Source organism: Pseudomonas grimontii, assembly GCF_007858185.1.
In the GTDB taxonomy this organism is placed as follows: Bacteria; Pseudomonadota; Gammaproteobacteria; order Pseudomonadales; family Pseudomonadaceae; genus Aquipseudomonas; species Aquipseudomonas grimontii.
This window is the reverse complement of record NZ_VFES01000007.1, coordinates 187,844-209,274: the sequence shown is the minus strand read 5'-3', so window position 1 is coordinate 209,274 and position 21,431 is coordinate 187,844. Positions and strand designations below refer to the sequence as shown.

At 60.9% G+C, this 21,431-nt stretch carries 19 protein-coding genes; 11 read left to right on the top strand and 8 right to left on the bottom strand.

Annotated features, from left to right (window positions below; all coding sequences use genetic code 11):
• Positions 1 to 276 precede the first annotated feature (276 nt).
• Positions 277 to 1,935 carry a nitrite/sulfite reductase gene (locus FIV39_RS13640; RefSeq protein ID WP_090405327.1) on the top strand — a complete coding sequence of 553 codons (1,659 nt, stop codon included), beginning with the start codon at positions 277 to 279 and terminating at the stop codon, positions 1,933 to 1,935.
• Positions 1,919 to 2,413, top strand: a complete 495-nt coding sequence (locus FIV39_RS13635; RefSeq protein ID WP_003235539.1) for a DUF934 domain-containing protein — start codon at positions 1,919 to 1,921, stop codon at positions 2,411 to 2,413. Before FIV39_RS13640 ends, FIV39_RS13635 begins: the two co-directional genes overlap by 17 nt.
• Positions 2,414 to 2,951: 538 nt before the next feature.
• Here FIV39_RS13635 and FIV39_RS13630 read toward each other — a convergent pair.
• The gene (locus FIV39_RS13630) at positions 2,952 to 3,356 is read right to left on the bottom strand and encodes a MerR family transcriptional regulator (protein WP_090405329.1); all 405 of its coding nucleotides are present in this window, start codon (positions 3,354 to 3,356) and stop codon (positions 2,952 to 2,954) included.
• A 71-nt stretch (positions 3,357 to 3,427) separates the two neighbouring features.
• On the opposite strand from FIV39_RS13630, the gene FIV39_RS13625 reads away from it, so the two are divergent.
• Both FIV39_RS13625 and poxB read left to right on the top strand, forming a co-directional pair.
• A complete protein-coding gene (locus FIV39_RS13625) occupies positions 3,428 to 4,660 on the top strand; it encodes an NADH:flavin oxidoreductase/NADH oxidase family protein (protein ID WP_090405333.1) in 1,233 nt (410 codons plus the stop codon).
• A 77-nt stretch (positions 4,661 to 4,737) separates the two neighbouring features.
• Positions 4,738 to 6,462 carry a ubiquinone-dependent pyruvate dehydrogenase gene (poxB, locus tag FIV39_RS13620; protein ID WP_090405336.1) on the top strand — a complete coding sequence of 575 codons (1,725 nt, stop codon included), beginning with the start codon at positions 4,738 to 4,740 and terminating at the stop codon, positions 6,460 to 6,462.
• Between the two features lie 54 nt (positions 6,463 to 6,516).
• On the opposite strand, the gene FIV39_RS13615 is transcribed toward poxB, so the two are convergent.
• The gene (locus FIV39_RS13615) at positions 6,517 to 7,074 is read right to left on the bottom strand and encodes an NADPH-dependent FMN reductase (protein ID WP_090405338.1); all 558 of its coding nucleotides are present in this window, start codon (positions 7,072 to 7,074) and stop codon (positions 6,517 to 6,519) included.
• 226 nt (positions 7,075 to 7,300) lie between these two features.
• On the opposite strand from FIV39_RS13615, the gene FIV39_RS13610 reads away from it, so the two are divergent.
• On the top strand, positions 7,301 to 7,537 hold the full coding sequence (locus tag FIV39_RS13610; RefSeq protein ID WP_090405341.1) for a hypothetical protein: 237 nt from the start codon (positions 7,301 to 7,303) through the stop codon (positions 7,535 to 7,537).
• A gap of 63 nt (positions 7,538 to 7,600) precedes the next feature.
• Here the strand turns inward: FIV39_RS13610 and FIV39_RS13605 are convergent, their stop codons facing one another.
• Positions 7,601 to 7,945 carry a hypothetical protein gene (locus tag FIV39_RS13605; protein ID WP_090405344.1) on the bottom strand — a complete coding sequence of 115 codons (345 nt, stop codon included), beginning with the start codon at positions 7,943 to 7,945 and terminating at the stop codon, positions 7,601 to 7,603.
• 182 nt (positions 7,946 to 8,127) lie between these two features.
• Here FIV39_RS13605 and FIV39_RS13600 point away from each other — a divergent pair, with 182 nt between their 5' ends.
• Positions 8,128 to 9,021 (top strand): LysR substrate-binding domain-containing protein, encoded by an 894-nt coding sequence (locus FIV39_RS13600; protein WP_090405347.1) that lies wholly within the window; start codon positions 8,128 to 8,130, stop codon positions 9,019 to 9,021.
• Here the strand turns inward: FIV39_RS13600 and FIV39_RS13595 are convergent.
• From FIV39_RS13595 to FIV39_RS13575, 5 genes are all read right to left on the bottom strand, one after another.
• Positions 9,018 to 9,599, bottom strand: coding sequence for a GNAT family N-acetyltransferase (locus FIV39_RS13595; RefSeq protein WP_090410031.1), 582 nt, complete (start codon positions 9,597 to 9,599; stop codon positions 9,018 to 9,020). The genes FIV39_RS13600 and FIV39_RS13595 overlap by 4 nt on opposite strands.
• An 8-nt stretch (positions 9,600 to 9,607) precedes the next feature.
• Positions 9,608 to 11,863 (bottom strand): Orn/Lys/Arg family decarboxylase, encoded by a 2,256-nt coding sequence (locus tag FIV39_RS13590; RefSeq protein ID WP_090405350.1) that lies wholly within the window; start codon positions 11,861 to 11,863, stop codon positions 9,608 to 9,610.
• A 201-nt stretch (positions 11,864 to 12,064) separates the two neighbouring features.
• Positions 12,065 to 12,805, bottom strand: coding sequence for a DNA polymerase III subunit epsilon (dnaQ, locus tag FIV39_RS13585; protein ID WP_167361152.1), 741 nt, complete (start codon positions 12,803 to 12,805; stop codon positions 12,065 to 12,067).
• A gap of 81 nt (positions 12,806 to 12,886) precedes the next feature.
• Positions 12,887 to 13,339, bottom strand: a complete 453-nt coding sequence (gene rnhA / locus FIV39_RS13580) for a ribonuclease HI (protein ID WP_003173571.1) — start codon at positions 13,337 to 13,339, stop codon at positions 12,887 to 12,889.
• Between the two features lie 30 nt (positions 13,340 to 13,369).
• Positions 13,370 to 14,128 carry a class I SAM-dependent methyltransferase gene (locus FIV39_RS13575; RefSeq protein ID WP_090405355.1) on the bottom strand — a complete coding sequence of 253 codons (759 nt, stop codon included), beginning with the start codon at positions 14,126 to 14,128 and terminating at the stop codon, positions 13,370 to 13,372.
• A gap of 65 nt (positions 14,129 to 14,193) precedes the next feature.
• On the opposite strand from FIV39_RS13575, the gene gloB reads away from it, so the two are divergent.
• From gloB to FIV39_RS13550, 5 genes are all read left to right on the top strand, one after another.
• Positions 14,194 to 14,961, top strand: coding sequence for a hydroxyacylglutathione hydrolase (gene gloB / locus FIV39_RS13570; protein WP_090405358.1), 768 nt, complete (start codon positions 14,194 to 14,196; stop codon positions 14,959 to 14,961).
• 98 nt (positions 14,962 to 15,059) lie between these two features.
• Positions 15,060 to 16,472: a lytic transglycosylase domain-containing protein gene (locus tag FIV39_RS13565; protein ID WP_090405361.1), complete on the top strand. Its 1,413-nt coding sequence runs from the start codon at positions 15,060 to 15,062 to the stop codon at positions 16,470 to 16,472.
• 210 nt (positions 16,473 to 16,682) lie between these two features.
• Complete coding sequence (locus tag FIV39_RS13560; RefSeq protein WP_090405364.1) at positions 16,683 to 18,512, top strand: extracellular solute-binding protein; 1,830 nt, start codon at positions 16,683 to 16,685, stop codon at positions 18,510 to 18,512.
• Positions 18,509 to 20,353 carry an extracellular solute-binding protein gene (locus FIV39_RS13555; protein WP_090405368.1) on the top strand — a complete coding sequence of 615 codons (1,845 nt, stop codon included), beginning with the start codon at positions 18,509 to 18,511 and terminating at the stop codon, positions 20,351 to 20,353. The genes FIV39_RS13560 and FIV39_RS13555 overlap by 4 nt, the downstream gene beginning before the upstream one ends.
• Positions 20,354 to 21,430, top strand: a complete 1,077-nt coding sequence (locus tag FIV39_RS13550) for a microcin C ABC transporter permease YejB (protein WP_027606500.1) — start codon at positions 20,354 to 20,356, stop codon at positions 21,428 to 21,430.
• Position 21,431: the final 1 nt, after the last annotated feature.

Below are 21,431 nucleotides of genomic sequence, written 5' to 3'. Positions count from 1 at the left end.
CCACGGTACTGTCAGGTTTACGAGCTTTGGTCGGATTGCTCATTGCATCGCCTCTTGTCGGTTTTATAGGTGATTGCACTCAAACACGCTCACAGTAAAGTTCACGATTGCCCGCATGACAAATGTGGGTATCACGATAACCTTTCTCATTAGTCATTTTGGTTATGTGCATATACTCAAACATCACTTTTGCGCATAAACGCAAACTGGTATCGTGCGCCGGCTCCGTTGGGAGTGCGCGGCCGTGCGCGCAGATTTGCCGAGAACAGGACCTATATGTACGTATACGACGAATACGATCAGCGCATCATCGAGGACCGCGTCAAGCAGTTCCGTGATCAGACCCGACGCTACCTAGCAGGTGAACTGAGCGAAGAAGAGTTCCGCCCTCTGCGCCTGCAAAATGGCCTTTATGTTCAGCGCTTTGCGCCGATGCTGCGGGTGGCCGTGCCTTATGGCCAACTGACTTCGCGCCAGACCCGCATGATGGCCAAGATTGCCCGCGACTTCGACAAAGGCTATGCCCACATCAGCACCCGCCAGAACGTACAGTTCAACTGGCCGGCGCTGGAAGATGTGCCGGACATCCTGGCTGAACTGGCCACCGTGCAGATGCACGCCATTCAGACCAGCGGTAACTGCCTGCGCAACGTGACCACCGACCAATTCGCCGGGGTTGCCGCCGACGAGCTGATCGACCCACGCCCGTGGTGTGAAATCGTCCGTCAGTGGACCACCTTCCACCCGGAATTCGCCTACCTGCCGCGCAAGTTCAAGATCGCCATCAATGGCTCGACCTCGGACCGTGCCGCCATCGAAGTGCACGACATCGGCCTGGAGCCGGTGTACAACGCGGCCGGCGAGCTGGGTTTCCGTGTACTGGTGGGTGGCGGCCTCGGCCGTACCCCGGTGGTGGGTGCATTCATCAACGAGTTCCTGCCGTGGCAGGACCTGTTGAGTTACCTCGACGCGATCCTGCGGGTCTATAACCGCTACGGCCGTCGTGACAACAAATACAAGGCCCGGATCAAAATCCTGGTCAAGGCGCTGACCCCTGAGGTGTTCGCCCAGAAAGTCGACGCCGAGATGGAACACCTGCGCGGCGGCCAGACCACCCTGACTGAAGCCGAAGTGCACCGTGTGGCCAAGCACTTCGTCGATCCTGAGTACAAGGCCCTGAACAATCAGGACGCCGAGTTGGCAGCGCTCGACCAGCAGCACCCAGGCTTCGCCCGCTGGCGCACCCGCAACACCCTGGCGCACAAAAAGCCGGGCTATGTGGCGGTGACCCTGTCGCTGAAACCGACCGGTGTTGCACCGGGCGACATCACCGACAAGCAGCTGGACGCCGTCGCCGACCTGGCCGAGCGCTACAGCTTCGGCCAGCTGCGTACCTCCCACGAGCAGAACATCATCCTTGCGGATGTTGAGCAGAGCCAACTGTTCACCCTGTGGGGCGAGCTGCGCGAAGGCGGTTTCGCCACGCCGAACATCGGCCTGTTGACCGACATCATCTGCTGCCCGGGCGGCGACTTCTGCTCCCTGGCCAACGCCAAGTCGATCCCGATTGCCGAATCGATCCAGCGCCGTTTCGACGACCTGGACTACCTGTTCGACATCGGCGAGCTGGACCTGAACATTTCCGGTTGCATGAACGCCTGTGGTCACCACCACGTCGGCCACATCGGCATCCTGGGCGTGGACAAGAAAGGCGAAGAATTCTACCAAGTGTCCCTGGGTGGCAGCGCCAGCCGCGATGCGAGCCTGGGCAAGATCCTTGGCCCATCCTTCGCCCAGGAAGCCATGCCTGAGGTGATCGGCAAGCTGATCGACGTGTACATCGAACAGCGCACCGAAGATGAGCGTTTCATCGACACCTACCAGCGCATCGGCATTGACCTGTTCAAGGAGCGCGTCTATGCAGCGAATCATTAAGAACAACGAAGTCCTCGACGAAACCTGGCACCTGCTGCCCAAGGACGCGAGCTTCGACGGCATTTCCAACTGTGACGACCTGATCGTGCCGCTGGCCCTGTGGCGCGAACATGGCCACGCGCTCAAGGCCCGTGACGGCGGCCTGGGTGTGTGGCTGGACGCCGATGAAGAAGCCGAGGAGATCGGTGCGGACGTGGAACACTTCCAGGTCATCGCCCTGAACTTCCCGGCCTTCACCGACGGTCGCAACTACTCCAACGCACGTTTGCTGCGTGACCGCTACGGTTACAAAGGCGAGCTGCGGGCGATTGGCGACGTGTTGCGCGACCAGTTGTTCTACCTGCGCCGTTGTGGGTTCGATGCCTTCGCCTTGCGCGCTGACAAGGACCCGTACGAAGCGCTGGAAAGCCTCAAGGACTTCTCGGTGACGTACCAGGCAGCTACGGATGAGCCGTTGCCGCTGTTCCGTCGTCGCTGAGTATCACATGCGGGGTGGGGGTTTGCTCCCGTGACGGCTCGGGAGCTGACGACTCTCTAACTGATGCCCCGCGCTAAATGTGGGAGGGGCGGTGCGACGATTCGACTTGCCCCCGATGGCGGCCTCTGGGCCGACCATGTGCTTGGGTTGGAATGAGTACATATCCGTTGCTGCGGTAACGGCTACTTAGGGTTCCGCTCTTACAGCGGGTCACTTTTGGAAGAGCGCCAAAAGTAACCAAAAACGCTTCGCCCCACCACTCGGCACCTCGCCCAGGCTCGGTGTGCCCGTAATCCGACAGTGATTTGGGGGGCCGCCGCCACGCGCCATCCATGGCGCGGGGCGGCTAAACCGGCATCCCTGCCGGTTTACCCCCCAAATCACTATCGAATTCCGGCCAGCGTGGTTTAACGGGGCGCCTGAGATCAAGATCTAAAGCAAGATCAAGGGCGGCTCGCTTCGCATCGTGGTTAGCTTTAGCGGCTACACAGTTGCGTAGATACCTTTGGATCTGCTTGCTCTGCAACTCGGCGCTTTTTCAGGCACCGGCCTTAATCGACGCCAGCACTTGCTTCTGCCCCATGGAGCACGGCACGCCTTCCGGCTGCGCCCGGACCGCCTCGATCACGCCCAGCAACTGCGCCTTGCTATGAGCCAACTGCGCCTGCATCGCCTCGATCTGCGTCACCTTGCGCTCCAGGGCCTCGATCAACTCCTCGCGCTTGTGCTCCCCCGGCGCGGGCATTAACGCCTTGAGTTCCTGCAAGGTAAACCCGGCCTGCTGTGCGCTCTGAATCAGTTGCAGCGTTTGCAGGGCATCGGGTGCATAGCGCCGATACCCATTGGCCTGGCGCCCTACCTGGCTGATCAGCCCCTCGGATTCATAGAAGCGGATACGCGACGCCGCCAACCCACTCTGCTTTGCCAGCTCACCAATATTCATCAAACCACCTGCTTGACATTAAAGTTAACTTTAAGCTTAGCCTGAGGCCTCCCCCGTTCCGGAGTCAACTCATGTCACCCTTTGAACCCTTGCAACTGCCCAATGGCCAGGTCCTCGCGAACCGCATCGCCAAGGCGGCTATGGAAGAGAATATGGCGGACGCCGATCAAGCGCCTTCCCGTGAACTGAAGCAGCTGTACACCGCCTGGGCAGACGGCGCGCCCGGCCTGCTGCTGACCGGCAACGTGATGGTCGACCGCCGCGCCATGACCGGTCCCGGCGGCGTTGCCCTCGAAGACGAACAGCATCTGGACAGCTTTCGCGAATGGGCCAACGTGGCCCGCGACAAGGGCGTCCACTTCTGGGTACAGCTCAGTCATCCGGGGCGCCAAACCATGGCCAACCTCGGCCAGCAGGCCCTGGCGCCCTCCGCGATTGCGCTGGACCTGGGCAGCTTTTCGAAGATGTTCGCCAAGCCCAGGGCGATGACCGAGGACGACATTCAAGACGTGATCAAACGCTTCGCCACCAGCGCGCGCCTGGCCGAGAAAGCCGGGTTCACCGGGGTGCAGATCCACGGCGCGCACGGCTATCTGCTCAGCCAGTTTCTCTCGCCGTTGAGCAACCACCGCACTGACCGCTGGGGTGGCTCGCTGGAGAACCGGGCGCGGCTGCTGCTGGAGGTGATCCATGCGGTTCGCGCCAGCGTCAGCCCGTCCTTTTGCGTCGCGGTAAAGCTCAACTCGGCCGACTTCCAGCGCGGTGGATTTGCAGAGGCCGATGCGTGTGCGGTGGTGAAGCTGCTCAACCCATTGCCCATCGACCTGCTGGAATTGTCCGGAGGCAGCTATGAATCACCGGCCATGCAAGGTGATGCGCGGGATGGTCGCACCCTGGCCCGTGAGGCGTACTTCCTGGAGTTTGCCAGGGAGCTGGCGACCATCGCCCAGATGCCGCTGATGGTCACCGGCGGCATTCGCCGCCTGCCGGTCGTGCAACAGGTACTGGACAGCGGCATCGCCATGGCCGGCATTGCCACCGCCCTCACCCTGGAACCGCAACTGATCAAACACTGGCACGAGGGCCGCGACCTCAACCCGCAACTCAAACCGATCAATTGGCAGCGCAAACCCTTGGCCGCTCTCGCCACCCTGGCCGTGGTGCGTGACCAGATGCGCCGCCTGAGCCGCGGCCGCTTGCACGATGCCAAGGTAGCACCGTGGCTGGCGCTGGTGCGCGACCAGTGGTTTATCGCCCGGCGCACCCGGCAATACCGCGCGTCCATGACGCAATCTTCACATTAAAGGCGGAGCATTCGCCGTGATCGAACTGTCCCCTATTGATCAGCAGTTTTTAACCTCACTGACGATTGGAGTTCTTCATGGCGAAAATCAACCTGGCCCAGCAATTGGCGACCACCCTTGAACAGGCGGGCATCAAGCGTATCTGGGGCCTGACCGGCGACAGCCTCAACGGCCTCACCGACGCCCTGCGCACCATGGACAGCATCGAGTGGATGCACGTGCGCCACGAAGAAGTCGCCGCGTTCGCTGCCGGGGCCGAAGCTGCAGCCACTGGCGAACTGACCGTATGCGCCGGCAGTTGCGGGCCGGGCAACCTGCACTTGATCAACGGCCTGTTCGACTGCCATCGCAACCATGTGCCGGTGCTGGCGATTGCGGCGCAAATCCCCTCCTCCGAGATCGGCCTGAACTACTTCCAGGAGACCCATCCCCAGGAACTGTTCAAAGAATGCAGCCACTTTATCGAGCTGGTCACCAACCCCGAGCAAATGCCCCACGTGCTGCACCGCGCCATGCGTTCGGCGATCCTCAACCGCGGCGTGGCGGTGGTGGTGATTCCGGGGGACGTGTCGTTGCTGGAAGTCGAGGACAAGCTCAAGCCCTGGCCTGCCCTCCACGCACCGCGCACCTTGCCGGCGGAACAGGACCTGCAGCGCCTCAGCCAAATGCTCGAAAGTAGCAAGAAGGTCACCCTGCTCTGCGGCAGCGGTTGCGCCGGTGCCCACGATCAAGTGGTGGCCCTGGCCGACACGCTGGGGGCGCCGGTGGTGCATGCCCTGCGCGGCAAGGAGCATGTGGAGTGGGATAACCCGTTCGATGTCGGCATGACCGGCCTGATCGGCTTCAGCTCCGGTTACCACGCCATGCTCGACTGCGACACGCTGATCATGCTCGGCACTGACTTTCCGTACCGCCAGTTCTACCCGACAGACGCCAAGATCATTCAGGTCGACCGCAACCCACAGGCCCTGGGCCGTCGCGCCACGCTGGACCTGGGCATCGCTGCGGATGTGGGCGAGACCATCGACGCACTGCTGCCGCGCCTGACCCGCAAGACCGACCGCAGCTTCCTCGACACCTCGCTGAAGCACTACGAAAAAGCCCGCCAAGGCCTGGACGACCTGGCGCAACCGTCGAAGGCCAACCGGCCGATCCACCCGCAATACGTGGCACGTTTGCTCAGCGAACTGGCGAACGAGGATGCGATCTTTACCGCCGACGTTGGCTCGCCGACCGTGTGGGCCGCGCGCTACCTGAAAATGAATGGCAAGCGCCGCCTGATTGGCTCGTTCAACCACGGCTCCATGGCCAACGCCATGCCCCAGGCGATTGGCGCGCAGGCGGCGTTTCCTGGGCGCCAGGTGATCTCGATGTCCGGCGACGGCGGGTTTGCCATGCTGATGGGGGATTTCATTTCACTGGCGCAGTTGAAATTGCCGGTAAAGGTGATCGTGTTCGATAACTCGTCCCTGGGCTTTGTCGCCATGGAAATGAAGGCTGCGGGCTATCTGGATGCCGGCACCGAGCTGAAAAACCCGGACTTCGCCGCCATGTCCAACGCCATGGGCATCCTCGGCATTCGCGTGGAGCAATCCGAAGACCTGGAACCGGCCCTGCGCCGCGCCCTGGCCCATGATGGCCCGGTGCTGGTGGATGTGGTGACGGCCACCCAGGAGCTGGTGATGCCGCCGAGCATCAAGCTGGAACAAGCCAAGGGCTTCAGCCTGTACATGCTCAAGGCGGTGATGAGTGGGCGTGGTGATGAAGTGATCGAGTTGGCGCGGACTAACTGGCTGCGCTGATCCAATACTGTGGGAGGGGCTTGCGCCCTCCCACAATGGACAATGAGTGCCGATTCAAGCGCTCTGTTTTTCTACCCATTTACCGTAGGCATCAATGAATGCCCGCAGGAATGGCCGGGTCTTTTCCGACACCTTGCCGGCGTCGTCGAACAGGCTGCCCGCACCGCCCACGTACGCTTCCGGCTGCTGCATGCACGGCACATCGAGGAACACCAGGGACTGGCGTAAATGGTGGTTGGCACCAAAACCGCCAACAGCGCCCGGCGATACACTGATGATCGCCCCCGGCTTGCCGCTCCAGGCGCTTTGGCCATAGGGACGGGAGCCTACGTCAATCGCATTCTTCAACGGTGCGGGTACGGAGCGGTTGTACTCCGGTGTCACAAACAACACCGCGTCGGATGAACGTACTTGCTGACGGAAAGTACTGTAGGCTGCGGGCGGTGATGCCCCGTCGATGTCCTCGTTGTAGAGCGGCAAATCGCCAATTTCCACAATGTTCAACTTCAGGTTGGCAGGGGCCAGCTCGGCCAATGCCAGGGCGACCTTGCGGTTGATCGAGTCTTTTCTCAAGCTGCCAACCAGAACGGCAATCGTGTAGACCTTGCTCATTGGGTTTCTCGACGTCTGACTAAGGAAGCTTGTAGTTATAAAGGCTTCGCAGCGCGTTCACCAGAAGGTTTTGATAATCCTCCAGACGTTTGGCCCGCGATTTGATGCGTAGGAACCGTCTGAAAATGTCAGCGAATAGTATTTTTTTTCAATAGGTAAACTCCGCCTCTTTATGACGGTCTATAGCACCGCATATCGAGTGTTTATCTCCAGAGGTTCTAAACAGATGGCAGCAGTACTAGTCGGACAGTTTCATGCCAGAGACGCAGAAGGACGCGTGTATTCGGTGCATGAGTTCCAGGAATCCAACCCGGCGCAAGGCGACCTGGCTGGCTCGGCAACCACCACCACCTACAAGCTGGCCATTGGCGACCGTGTAGAAAAACTGGAAGGCGATGAGTTCAAGCTGATCCAGTCGGGGACCATTATCGTCCGCGAATCGCAGACCACCCTCGCCTCATAAGCTTGATCGCCCGGGCGCACCTGCTCAGTCCTGGCCATTGACGGCATTGACTGAGCTGGGCGGTCACGGGTTGCGAATCTCCGTCACTTCCAGTCCCTGCCCGCCGTCCACCTGCTTGAGCGTCACCATCAACCTGCCCCGCTCGCCTTCCACCTCGTACATCAAGCGTTTATAACCCGGCGCATTGTAGCCAGGGTACGCCACCATCTGCTTGACCAGCGTCATACCCAGCACCGTGCCGACATGCTCGACTACCTGTTCCTGGGAAAGAATAAACGCTTCGAGTTCGAGGTTTTCCGGCGTGTTGTCGTCGTGATTGCTGAAGAGATAAGCCGCCGCGCCGCCAACGATCACGAGGATCGCGAGTTGCTTGGCCGTTATCCCGAAGAATATCGAGGGAATAGGCATTCGAGACCAGACCTGTTTTTGTTGTAAGTGCCGAGTACCCGGCATTGGTCGTTGATGATCAGACGAGCCATTCTAGTGAGGTCCTGGCTGAACGCCAGCGACATAGGCGACCCACATAGTCTTTTTTGCGCACGACGGCGCGCACCATTGAATCCCCACCGCGCTGCACATAGACTCCGGCCATGCGTTTACGTCATATCGAAGTGATTCAAGCCATCCTGCAGACCGGACACCTCGGCACCGCCGCCGAATGGTTGCAACTCCCCGTGGGCGAGGTAGACGCGGCACTCAAGGATGCCGAGCAGCAATTGGGCTTCATGCTGTTTGCCAGTGTGCGCGGGCGCTTGCAAGCGACGCGCGAGACCCTGGAGTTGCAGGCCGAAATCGCTCATGTGTACGAAGCCCTGGAACCGGTGCAACGCCTGGCCAGCCGCTTGAAACACCATCACGCTCCCGCGTTGCGCGCCCTGTGCACGCCGCCACTGGCCAACCAACTGCTGCCACAGAGCATTGCGCTGCTGCGTCGACGGTTCCAGGACACGCCGTGCAACCTGTCGAGCCAGCCGACCCGGGAAATCGTCCGCAGCCTGCTGCTGCACGAGGCCGACGTGGGCCTGAGCCTGCATGACCCGGAACACCCGCAAATCCACAGCACGGTGCTGGCCCAAGGCAAATTGCAATTGCTCGCGCCCCATGGCTGGCTCAAGCCCAAGCAGAAGTACATTGCGCTGCAAGACCTGGCCGGGCAGGCGATGATCGGGCTTGAAGGGCAAGACCCGCTCAGCCGCCTGCTGGACGCCAAGCTGCAAGCCCTGCGCCCGCTGCCAGTGGTGCAGACGCGAGTGCAAACCTACCAGATGATGCGCAGCATGGTGGAAGCCGGCGAAGGCCTGGCGATTGTCGACCCGTTCACTGCGTTTGGTGCGCGCGAGGCAGGTTTGGATGCATGCCCGGTGTCGCCGCCGATCATGGTCAGCCTGTACGCGCTGACCCTCAAGGATAGCGTGACTGCCCCTGCGCTGAATGCACTGCTGGAGATCGTCACGCAAAAGGCCCAAGGCCTGCTGGCGAGTTAAAACCGCTCGGCTTCGGTCTTGAACAACCGATACCAGAAAATCGCCACTTCACGGGTCTGCGGGTCGATGCCGCGATAACGCAGGTGGTCGATCCCGCCCATCACATAGCCGCAACGCTCATACAAGCGGCAGGCGCCGAGGTTGTTGTTCTGGGTTTCGAGCATCATGCCCGGCAGGTTTTTCTTGCGGCTCCAGAACTGCGCCACATCCAACAGCGACTTGGCCACCCCATGCCGGCGGGCGGGCAAGGCCACCGCCAGTTCGTCAACGTGGGCAAAGCCATTCCAATTAGTACTGACCACGATATGCCCGACGGCACGGTCGTCCAGGTAGGCCATGAAGATCGCACTGTCCGGTGCATCGCGGAAACTGGCGAACTCTTCCGGGTCGATGCCATAACACTTGCGGTAAGGCACGATGCGCTCCACGGGCCATTGATCGACTCGCTTGCCCATCTCCGGCACGCCATAGGCGTTGACCTCAAAGCTGAAATCATTACCCCATACGTAGGCGTCGAAGCCCTCGTCGGCGACCCGCACACTGAGCCCTGGATACTTCGGGTTCATTACAGCTTGCATAAACATCCTTAACCCTTGATGCAATCGACGGTGTAACAACGACCACTGCCGTCATCTTCGTGTTGTAACCCGTGAACATCGGCAACAAAACCGGGGAAACTGCTATCGAACGTCCGGGCAAACGCCAGGTAGTCGATGATCGACCGCGTCGACTCGGTAAAGCGCTCGCCCGGCATGATCAACGGAATGCCCGGCGGATAAGGCACCAGCATCACGGCTGCAATGCGTCCTGGCAAGACGTCTATGGACACAGCCTCCACTTCTCCCCTTACCAATTGGTCATAGGCGTCGGCCGGTTTCATCGCGATTTCCGGCAACACCGTGTACATGCGCTTGAGGTGCTTGGCGGTGGCGTTGCTGCGGTAACAGCTGTGCAATTGATCGCACAGGTCGCGCAAACCCAGGCCCTGATAACGCGCCGGGCCCTGGGCAAACACCGATGGCAAACAACTGGCGAGGCTGACATTCGCGTCGTAACTGCGCTTGAACTCCAGCAACTCGGTGAGCAAGGTACTCCATTTGCCTTTGGTGATGCCCATGGAAAACAACACGAGGAACGAATACAACCCGGTCTTTTCCACCACCAGCCCACGTTCCCAGAGGAATTTGCTGACCACGGCGGCGGGAATCCCACAATCGCTCAAGGCGCCGCCGGCAGTGAGGCCCGGCATTACCAGGGTCACTTTGATCGGGTCCAGTAGCACGTAGTCTTCGGCCACGTCACCAAAGCCGTGCCAGTCATCCTGCGGCTGCAACAGCCAATCCGCGGTGGCGACGCGGTCGATGCCCGCTACCGATGGCGGCTGCCAGATAGAGAACCACCAGTCTTCGGCGGCAATATGCTGACGCAGGTTGGCCAGGGCGCGGCGAAAACTCAGCGCCTCGTCGAACATTTCCTGCAGCAGCGAGCGCCCGGCCGGGCCTTCCATCATCGCCGAGGCTACGTCCAGCGAAGCGATGATGCTGTACTGCGGCGAGGTGGAGATATGCATCATGAAGGCTTCATTGAAACGGTCGCGATCCAGTTGGCGCGCGCCGCCGTCCTGCACGTGGATCATCGAGGCCTGGCTGAACGCCGCCAGCAGCTTGTGGGTGGAGTGGGTGGTGAACACCAGCGGGCTGTCCGGGGTACGCGAGGTGCCCATGCCGTAGCGCCCGGCAAAGAACTCGTGGAACGCCGCGTAGGCATACCAGGCCTCGTCGAAGTGCAGCACCTCGACACTGTTGCCCAATTGTTGCTTGATCAGCTCGGCGTTGTAGCACAGGCCGTCATAGGTGGAGTTGGTGACCACGGCCAGTTTCACCTTGGGTTGCCGGCCACGGGTCAAGGGACTGGCGTCGATCTTGGCGCGGATCGACGCGGGGCTGAACTCACTCAGGGGAATCGGACCGATGATACCCAGCTCATTGCGTTCCGGGCACAGGTACAGCGGGATGGCGCCGGTCATGATGATCGAATGCAACACCGACTTGTGGCAGTTGCGGTCCACCAGCACCAGGTCATCGCGGCCCACCATGGAATGCCAGACGATCTTGTTGGCGGTGGACGTGCCGTTGATCACGAAGAAGGTATGGTCAGCGCCGAAGTTGCGCGCGGCACGGGCCTCGGCTTCGGCCAGGGGCCCGGTGTGGTCCAGCAGCGAGCCCAACTCGGGCACCGACACCGACAAATCCGAGCGCAGGGTGTTTTCCCCGAAGAACTGGTGAAACGCCTGCCCCACCGGGCTTTTGCGATAGGCCACGCCACCGCCATGACCAGGGGTGTGCCAGGAATAATTGGAGTCGGCGGTGTGTTGCACCAGCGCTTTGAAAAAAGGCGGCAACAGCCCATCGAGGTAAGTACGGGCAGCACGGGCCACCTGGCGGGCGAGAAACGGCACGGTGTCCTCGAACAGGTAGAGAATGCCGCGCAGTTGGTTGAGTTCGCTCATGGCATCGGCCGGGGCGTTTTCCAGGGTGACCTGCTCGCCCAGGGCAAAGATCGGCAGGCTCGGCGCCCGCAGGCGTGCCAGGCGGATCAGCTCGACCATGTTTTGCAGCAGGTGGGTATTCTCACCGGCGCCTTCGGCGGCGATCAGCATGCACGCCAGGCCGTGATGGGTAGACGCCACCAACCGGCCTTCGGCGTAGTCCACGGCAGAAAAGATACTGAAGCCCTCTTGTTCCAACTCTCGGGCGATGCCTCTAACCCGGTCACCGGCAACGGTGTCGGCCTTGATGTCGCGGTGCACGATAAGAACGGGGAACTTCAGGTCTTTGTACATGAGGGCTTGTAGTCCTGAGGGCTATGCACTCAAGGGTAGAAGCTCGGGGACGATGACGCGAATGAAGATTTTGAAAGCTATGGAGATCAACTGTGAGAGGGGGCTTGCTCCCGATGACGGTATGTCAGCTCATAGTTGATTGGCTGATACACCGCTATCGGGGCAAGCCCCCTCCCACATTTTGATCGTACCCTCGCCGGGCTATTGCTGTGTTAACTGGGTCCATAACGCCGGCGCACCCGCCGACTTGGCGATGGCTTCCAAGCGCGCCACATGCTCGGCCATATCCTGCTCGCTGGCGCGGATGATGGTCGTGGGCTTGCGATCGGCCGGCAGGCGGCGGATTTCCGAAGGGCGGTTGCCCGAGCCTTCCGCCGAGCCACTGCCGTCGGAGGCATTCCCGGCCAGGGACAGGCTGGTCTGCCCGCCGGTCATGGTCAGGTAAACGTCGGCGAGAATCTCGGAGTCGAGCAAGGCACCGTGGAGTTCACGGCCGGAGTTGTCGACGCCATAACGCTTGCACAAGGCATCGAGGCTGTTGCGCTGGCCCGGATGACGCTCACGAGCCATCATCAAGGTGTCGAGGATCGAGCAGTGCTGGGAAATGTCCGCGCGATCCGTCTGCCCCATCAGGGCAAATTCGTTATTGATGAAGCCGACGTCGAACGCCGCGTTATGGATGATCAACTGGGCGCCGTTGATGAATTCGAAGAACTCATCGGCCACTTCGGCGAAACGCGGCTTGCCCTTGAGGAACTCGTCGGTGATGCCGTGGACGCCGATGGCGCCTTCGTCGCTGTCGCGGTCCGGTTGCAGGTAGACGTGGAAGTGACGACCGGTGAGGCGCCGACCCATGAGTTCGACACAGCCGATTTCAATGATCCGGTGGCCGTCGGTCACCGGCATGCCGGTGGTTTCGGTATCGAGTACAACAGATCGGATGGCCATCAGGGTTCAGCTCTCAACGGTGTGGTGTGCAGTGTGGTGTGAGTCAGGGGCGTGATGTTAACACGTGAGCCGGCATCAGCTCTGCTTGTAGCCCCGCACTTCGTCCACGCCTCTATTGGCAAGCTGGTCGGCGCGCTCGTTACCCGGGTGGCCGATGTGCCCGCGCACCCATTTCCAGGTGATGTCATGGCGGTTGCATTGCTCATCGAGCAATTGCCACAGGTCGGCATTCTTGACCGGCTCCTTGGCCGCGGTCTTCCAACCGCGCTTCTTCCAGTTGACCATCCACTCGTTGATGCCTTTCATCACGTATTGCGAGTCGGTCACCAGCAGCACGTTGCAGCGGCGCTTGAGCTCTTCCAGGCCGCGAATGGCGCCCATCAGTTCCATGCGGTTGTTGGTGGTGTTGGCTTCGCCGCCCCACAGTTCCTTCTCGACGCCTTTGCACACCAGCAAGGCGCCCCAGCCGCCGGGGCCCGGGTTGCCCTTGCAGGCGCCATCGGTGAAGAGTTCTACGCTGTCAGTCATCGGTTGCTCGGTCTGAAATCAAAAAAGGTTTTACGGTTCGCTTTGCTTGCGGTTGACCTTGGCCATTGGCATCGGCACCAGCTTGCCCATGGGCTGGCGCAGCACCTGGCGCACCGGCCGCAGGCCGACCACAATCTTGCGCGCCACTAATAAATAGAAGCCGCCACCCGACAATTGCCAAGCCCCTGCGCGGCGTTCCCAGCCGGCCAGGCGGCCCTGCCACTTGGCCGAGGCAAGCGGCGGACGATAGCACCCGAAGCGGCGTTTCTCCAGCGCGAAGCCCAGCAGGTTCAGCCAGTCCCCCACCCGTGATGGCGAGATGCAGCGCGCCTGGCGCAGGCCATCATGGGCGAACACATGGCGCAGGCCCCAACTGCTCCACGGGTTGATACCGATAATCAGCAAATGGCCACCAGGGCGCACGCTGCTCGCCGCTTCGCGCAGCAAACCGTGGGGCGACAGGCAGAAATCCAGGCCATGCTGCAACACCACCACATCCGCGGCGTGTTCACTCAAGGGCCATGCCTGTTCCTCGCAGACAATCTCCACCCCCGGCAACGGCGCGCCCAGGCGCACATTGCGTTGCACCTGGGGCGCGGCGGGTGGGGTCTGGGCCGACGGGCCGTAATGCACCAGGTAGCCGCCAAAGAAACGGCCCAACTCGTCTTCGAGCATGTGCCGTTCTTCATCCAGCAGAAATTGCCCGATGGGCCCGGACAGCCATTCACGGGCCGCGCTGATCAGGGCCAGCCACTCAGGATCGGCCTGGGCGAACGCTTTATCAGTCATTGCATTCTCCAACTCGCCTAGACGTTCTAAGATGCACCAATGTGTTCAGCTTGGCGAATCGAAGAATGATACAGATCAGTGCCCTGCCCGCCTTTACCGACAACTACATCTGGTTGTTGCAGGACCAGCAAACCCAACGTTGTGCCGTGGTCGATCCCGGCGATGCCGCGCCGGTACTGGCCTGGCTCAAGCAAAACCCGACGTGGACCCTCAGCGACATCCTGATCACCCACCATCACCACGATCATGTCGGTGGCGTCGAGCAACTCAAGCGTGTGACCGACGCCAAGGTGTATGGCCCGGCCAACGAGACGATCCCGGCGCGGGACATCGCCCTGCAGGATAACGACCGCATCAGCGTGCTGGGCTGGAACTTCGACGTCTATGCCGTGCCCGGCCATACCCTGGGCCATATCGCCTTCTATCACCAGGGCGTGCTGTTCTGTGGCGACACCCTGTTCGCCGCCGGCTGTGGTCGCCTGTTCGAAGGCACGCCGGAGCAGATGTACATCTCCCTCGAGCGCCTGGCCGCCCTGCCCGCCGACACCTTGGTGTACTGCACCCACGAATACACACAAAGTAACCTCAAGTTTGCCCAGGCGGTGGAACCGCAGAATACCGACATCTCCGAACGGGTGGAAAACGTCCGTCAACTGCGGGCCCGCGGCGAGATAACACTGCCTTCCAACCTGGCCCTGGAAAAGCGCACCAACCCCTTCCTGCGCACCTCTGAAACATCCGTTAAACAAAAAGCGGACGAACGGAATGGCCGCGACAACCGCTCTGGGGCCGAGGTGTTTGCTAGCTTGAGGGCGTGGAAAGATAAGTTCTAAGACGACGCAATCTGATACGTAATTTCTGAATGGTTGACCGGAACCAAAGCGCTTTCTAGAATCGCCCGACATTTTTGCCCGGAACTTACTTCCAGCCAATGTCGTCATCTATTCGTAAATCCAACCATTCAGACGCATTGACCCGCCTGGCTCAAGCTGTGGCGGTGGCTGTGTCCGCAACACTGGCGGGCTGCCAATCGACAAATTTCGCTGCACAATCCACCGTGCAACCCAAACCCAATCTTGCCGCCAAAATCAAGCAAAAACCCCTCTGGCTCTCGGAGAAACCCAGCCCTGAAGTCCCCCAGGACGTCTGGGAACGCATGCGCCGGGGCTTTCAATTGCAGGACAACGTGGGCGTTAACCCGCGCATCGAGCAACAGCGCCTGTGGTTCGCCAGCAACCCCTCCTTCCTGGAGAACGCCGGTGAACGCGGCAGCCTCTACATTCATTACATCGTCGAGCGCCTTGAAGAACGCAACATGCCCCTGGAGCTGGCGCTGCTGCCAGTGATCGAAAGTGCCTACAACCCGATGGCCTATTCGCGCAGCGATGCGGTCGGCTTGTGGCAGTTCATTCCCTCCACCGGGCGCTACTTCAACCTGCGCCAGACCCGCGCCTACGACGGCCGCCGCGACATCACCGCCTCCACCACCGCCGCCCTGGACTACCTGACCCGTCTGCACGACATGTTCAACGGCGACTGGTTGCTGGCCCTGGCTGCCTATAACGCCGGCGAAGGCACAGTGAGCCGGGCCATCGAGCGCAACGAGAAGCTTGGCCTGCCCACCGACTACTGGAACCTGCCCCTGCCCCAGGAAACCAAGGACTACGTGCCCAAGTTCCTGGCGTTGTCCCAGGTAGTGCTGGCCCCCGAGGCCTATGGCGTCAACCTGAACCCGATTGCCAACACGCCGTACTTCGAAGTGGTTGAAGTCAAGCAAAGCATGGACCTGTCACGGGTTGCCGCGCTGGCCGAGATCGACGAAGACGAACTGTTCCAGCTCAACCCGGCGCTCAAGCAACGCACCACCCTGGATGGCCCGCAGCACCTGCTGGTACCGAGCTCCAAGGCGCAATTGCTCACCAGCACTCTTTCGACGATGAAGCCGGAAGAGTTGCTGGCGATGCGCCCGAAAAAGCAGGTGTTCGACGAAGTTGAGACCGCACGGGTGGCCGGCCGTACCCGCAGCTACAAGGTGCGCAATGGCGACAACCTCACGCTGATCGCCAAGGCGAACAAGGTCGACGTGCACGACCTTCAGCGCTGGAACAAGCTCAACGGCCAGGCCCTCAAGGTCGGCCAGACCCTGGTGATGCAGGACACCCGCAAGCTGGTGGCCAAGGCCGACAGCAAGAAACCGGTGCAGTACAAGGTCAAGAAAGGCGATTCGCTGTACATCGTCGCCAAGCGCTTCAACGTCGAGATGCAACATCTCAAGCGTTGGAACCCGCGTACTGGCCAGGCGCTGAAGCCGGGGCAGATGCTGGTGGTTTCCGGGCCGCGCTAAGGCTTCAAGAACCCTGGAGAACCAATGTGGGAGGGGGCTTGCCCCCGATAGCAGTGTGTCAGCCACCACATTCACTGGCTGATACACCGCTATCGGGGGCAAGCCCCCTCCCACATTGGATCTACATCATCCCAACCAGCTTTTTCCAACCGGAACAAGCTGTTACTGTACCGATCATAAAGCCCAAGCCGCCTGGATCGGATCCCTTACTTGAAGCGTCCCCTCCTTCTATTAATAAGTCTGGCCTTGAGCTTTGGTGCGAACGCGACGATTACCGAGAGCCACGGTTATACGCAGTTCGGCACGCTCAAGTACCCGGCCAAATTCACCCACTTCGATTGGGTAAACCCTGCAGCGCCGAAAGGCGGGACCTTGCGGGTCATGGCATTTGGCACTTTCGATACCCTCAACCCCTACACGTTCAAGGGCTCAAGCCCGGTTTCCACGCCTAATTTCCTGCAATACGGCGTCAATGAGCTGAATGAGCCGTTGATGGTCGGCACCGGTCAGTACGCGCCGTCCGGCGATGAACCGACCTCCAGCTATGGGCTGATTGCCCAGTCGGTGGAATACAGCGAGGACCGCAGTTGGGTGGTGTTCAACCTGCGTCCGCAAGCGCGCTTCCATGATGGCAAGCCGATCACCGCGTATGACGTGGCGTTTTCCTATCGCACCCTGCTGACTGAAGGCCACCCGCAGTACCGCACCAACCTGCAGGAAGTGGCGCGGGTGGACATCCTCAACCGTCACCGCATCCGCTTTGTGTTCAAGCGCGCCGGCAACCCGTTGCTGATCCTGCGCCTGGGCGAGTTGCCGGTATTGCCCCAGCACTATTGGAAAAACCGCGACTTCAAGGCAACCACCTTCGAACCGCCCCTGGGCAGCGGGCCGTACCGCATCAGCAAAGTCACTCCAGGGCGCCAGTTGGTGTTCGAACGGGTCAAGGATTACTGGGGCAAGGACTTGCCGGTCAACCAGGGCTTCTATAACTACGACAAGGTCGAAGTGGAGTTCTACCGCGACAGCGACGTGGCCTTCGAAGCGTTCAAGGCCGGCGAGTTCGATATTTACATCGAACACCAGGCCAAGAACTGGGCCAATGGCTACAACTTCCCGGCGATCAACCGTGGCGAGGTGATCAAGGCGCAGATCGCCCACCAGATCCCGACCCAGAGCCAGGGCCTGTTCATGAACACGCGCCGGCCAACCTTCGGCCAGACCAAGGTGCGGGAAGCCCTGGGGCTGATGTTCGACTTCGAGTGGACCAACCGCACCCTGTTCAGCAGCGCCTACAAACGCACGCTCAGCTACTACCCCAACAGCGAATTCGCCGCGACCGGGGTTCCAACCGGCCATGAATGGCTGATGCTCTCCCCCTACCGCGAGCAGCTACCGCCCAACCTGTTTACCCAAGCCTTCAGCCTGCCCCAGACCGATGGGCGCGGCATCCCCCGCGAAACCCTGCGCCATGCCCTTACGCTGCTCGGCGAAGCCGGCTGGAAGTTGTCGGGCCAACGCCTGCTCAACAAGGACGGGCAACCGCTGCGCTTCGAGATCCTGCTGGTCAACCCGAACCTGGAGCGCATCCTGCAGCCCTATGTCGAGAACCTGATCAGCATCGGCATCGACGCGCGCCTGCGCACCGTCGACCGCGCGCAGTACAAGCAACGCCTGGATCAATTCGACTTCGACATGATCCTGATCACCCTCAACCAGACCTTGAGCCCCGGCCTCGAACAGTGGCAGTACTTCCACTCCAGCCAGGCCGCGATCAAGGGCAGCAAGAACTATGCGGGCATCGCCAATCCCATCGTCGATCACCTGCTCGAACAACTGCTGGCGGCGCAGACCCGCGAAGAACAACTGGCCGCCGGCCGCGCCCTGGACCGGGTGCTGCTGTGGCAGCACTACAGCATTCCCAACTGGTACCTCAACTATCATCGCCTGGCGTACCGTAACCGGTTCGCCTTTGTCACCACGCCGCCCTATAGCCTGGGCCTGAGTGCGTGGTGGCTGAAAGCTTCGGAGAAAGCCCAATGATGTATTTGCGCAACGCACTGCTCGGCAGCCTGCTGCTGTGCACCACGGCCCACGCCGCCCCGCAACACGCGCTGACGCTGTACAACGAGCCGCCGAAATACCCCGCCGACTTCAAGCACTTCGACTATGTCAACCCGGATGCGCCCAAGGGCGGCACCTTCCGCGAGTCGAGCATGGGCGGCTTCGACAGCCTCAACCCGTTTATCAGCAAGGGCGTGCCGGCCGACAATGTCAGCCTGATCTACGACACCCTGGCCATGCAGAGCCTGGACGAACCCATCACCGAATATGGCCTGGTCGCCGGCAAGATCGAAAAAGCCCCGGACAACAGCTGGGTACGTTTCTACCTGCGCCCCGAAGCGCGTTTCCACGACGGCCACCCGATCCGCGCCGAAGACGTGGTGTTCACCTTCCAGGAACTGATGAAGGAAGGCTCACCGATCTACCGCACCTACTACGCCGATGTCGATGAAGTGGTCGCCGAAGACCCGCTGCGGGTGCTGTTCAAGTTCAAGCGCACCAACAACCGCGAATTGCCGCTGATCCTCGGGCAACTGCCGGTGCTGCCCAAGCATTGGTGGGCCACGCGGGACTTCGCCAAGGGCAACCTGGAGGTGCCGCTGGGCAGCGGGCCGTACAAGGTGGCCGAGGTCAAGGCCGGGCGCATGATCCGCTACGAGCGGGTCAAGGACTACTGGGCCAAGGACCTGCCGATCACCAAGGGTTTCTACAATTTCGATAACCGCATCACCGACTACTACCGCGACAGCACCGTGTCCCTGGAAGCGTTGAAGGCCGGGCAGTTCGACTACTGGTTGGAATTCAGCGCCAAGAACTGGGCCAACGCCTACAACATTCCGGCCGTGACCGAGGGTCGCTTGATCAAGGAAGAAATCCCCAACGGCAACCCGACGGGCATGCAAGGTTTTGTGTTCAATACGCGCAAGGCGATGTTCCAGGACGTGCGCGTGCGCAAGGCCATCAGCCTGTTGCTGGATTTCGAGTGGAGCAACAAACAGCTGTTCAACGGCGCCTACACCCGCACCCGCAGTTACTTCGAAAACTCTGAAATGGCCGCCACCGGCCTGCCTGGCCCGGATGAGCTGAAGATCCTCGAGCCGCTGCGCGACAAGATCCCGGCCGAAGTCTTCACCCAGGCCTTCGAGCCGGCCAAGACCGACGGCAGCGGCATGATCCGCACCCAGCAGCGTGAGGCCTACCAACTGCTGCAGGAAGCCGGCTGGCGCATCGTCGACGACAAGATGGTCGACACCACGGGCAAACCGGTGACCATCGAGTTCCTGCTGGCACAGACCGAGTTCGAACGCATCCTGCTGCCCTTCAAGCGCAACCTGGCCGACCTCGGTATCGACCTGGTGATCCGCCGGGTGGACGTCTCGCAGTTCGTCAACCGTATCCGCTCGCGGGACTTCGACATGGTGGTGGGCAGCTTCCCGCAATCCACCTCGCCGGGTAACGAGCAGCGGGAATTCTGGAAGTCTTCCAGCGCCGACAAGCCCGGCAGCCGCAACTACATGGGCCTCAAGGACCCAGCGGTCGACCAACTGGTGGAAGAACTGATCGACGCCGACTCGCGCAAAAGCCTGATCGCCCATGCCAAGGCCCTGGACCGTGTGCTGCAGTTCGGCTACTACGTGATCCCCAACTGGCACATCAAGACCTTCCGCGTGGCGTACTGGGACCATCTCGGCCATCCGAAAACCCCGCCGCGCTATGACGTGGGCACCGCCACCTGGTGGGCAAAACCCAACGTAAAACCTGCCGTCACCTCAGACGCGAACACAAACACGAGCGCCGATCCGGCGAGCGGAGGCGATTAAATGCTGGCCTATATTGTTCGCCGCCTGTTGCTGATCATCCCGACACTGTTCGGGATCCTGCTGATCAACTTCATCATCATCCAGGCCGCCCCCGGTGGCCCGGTGGAACAGATGATCGCCAAGCTCGAAGGCTTTGAAGGTGCCACCAGCCGCATTGCCGGCGGCGGTGCCGAAGTCTCGGTGGCCGGTTCCAGCAGCTACCGTGGCGCCCAGGGCCTGGACCCGGCGCTGATCAAGGAAATCGAAAAGATGTACGGCTTTGACAAGTCGGCGCCGGAACGCTTGTGGATCATGGTCAAGAACTACGCCCGGCTGGATTTCGGCGACAGCTTCTTCCGTGACGCCAAGGTCATCGACCTGATCAAGGAGAAGATGCCGGTGTCCATCTCCCTGGGGTTATGGAGCACATTGATCATGTACCTGGTGTCGATCCCGCTGGGGATCGCCAAGGCCACGCGACACGGCAGCCACTTCGATGTATGGACCAGTTCGGCAATCATCGTCGGCTATGCGATCCCGGCGTTCCTGTTTGCGATCCTGCTGATCGTGGTGTTTGCCGGCGGCAGCTATTTCGATTGGTTCCCCTTGCGCGGGCTCACGTCCAACAACTTCGATGAGTTGAGCTGGGGCGGCAAGGTGCTCGACTACTTCTGGCACCTGGCGCTGCCCATCACCGCACTGGTGATCGGCAACTTCGCGACCATGACGCTGCTGACCAAAAACAGCTTTCTCGACGAGATCAACAAGCAATACGTGATCACCGCCAAGGCCAAGGGCCTGACCAACCACCGCGTGCTCTACGGCCATGTGTTCCGTAACGCGATGCTGCTGGTGATCGCCGGGTTCCCGTCGGCGTTCATCGGGATTTTCTTCACCGGCTCGTTGCTGGTGGAAGTGATCTTCTCCCTCGACGGCCTGGGCCTGATGAGCTTTGAAGCGGCGATCAACCGCGACTACCCGGTGGTGTTCGGCACGCTGTTTATCTTCACCCTGCTGGGGCTGGTGGTGAAACTCATCGGCGACCTCACCTACACCCTGGTCGATCCGCGTATCGACTTCGCCAGCCGGGAGCATTGAG